Origin of the sequence: Weissella sp. DD23, assembly GCF_001579105.1 — a bacterium.
Taxonomy (GTDB): domain Bacteria; phylum Bacillota; class Bacilli; order Lactobacillales; family Lactobacillaceae; genus Weissella; species Weissella cibaria.
Map to the genome: position 1 here is coordinate 320,745 of NZ_KQ970390.1, position 960 is coordinate 321,704.

At 47.0% G+C, this 960-nt stretch carries 1 protein-coding gene; it reads left to right on the plus strand.

The window, feature by feature from the left end; genetic code table 11:
- Positions 1 to 960: gluconate:H+ symporter (locus WEIDD23_RS01545; RefSeq protein ID WP_082778292.1), on the plus strand; the 960-nt coding region annotated here is incomplete at both ends.

Sequence of the window (960 nt, forward strand, 5' to 3'; positions counted from 1 at the left end):
TTGGGTTTGGTGCAATGCTTGGGCGCTTGGTTGCAGATGCTGGTGGTGCTTACCGCATTTCACACACATTGATCAATTTGTTTGGTCGCAAGCGTGTGCAGATTGCGGTAATGATTGCCGCCTTCATTATCGGGATTGCCCTCTTTTTCGAAGTGGGTATGGTTTTGTTGATCCCGATCGTCTTCGCCATTGCGCTTGAGTTGGGTGTACCGTTGTTGTACCTAGGTATTCCGATGGCCGCTGCCTTATCAGTCACCCACGGGTTTTTACCCCCTCACCCAGCACCAACTGCCATTGCGGGCGCTTTAGGTGCTAATCCAGGTAAAGTATTGGTACTAGGATTGGTTGTTGCCATTCCGGCTGCAATTATTGCCGGACCGGTTTTCGCGAAATTGGCGAAAACCTATGCACCAGAAGCTTTCACAGTGAAGCGTGAATTGACGGCGTTTGGTGAAGTGAAGCAGTTTGATTTAAAGCAAACGCCCTCATTTGGACTATCGTTGTTAACATCATTGTTCCCAGTTATTTTGATGGGAATTACAACCATCTACTCAATCATTGTGAATGATGGGCAACCATTTAACGCTGCAAAAGTTAAAGGCTTGGATGCGTTTGTGACAATGATTGGTAATCCAGTTGGTGCGATGATTATTTCCCTGCTATTTGCACTGTGGTCAATGGGATGGCATCAACATAAGACGGTTAAAGAAATGGCCGCCACGATTGAAGAGTCAGTTAAGTCAATTGCCATGTTGTTGTTGATTATTGGTGGTGGTGCCGCTTTCAAGCAAATCTTGATTGATGGTGGTATTTCAGATCAAGTAGCGACCCTCTTCGCTCACGTTAACATCTCGCCATTGATTCTAGCTTGGGTGATTACGGTTATCCTACGTGTGGCTCTTGGCTCAGCTACGGTTGCTGCCCTTACTGCTGCTGGCTTGGTCCAACCGTTGATGCATC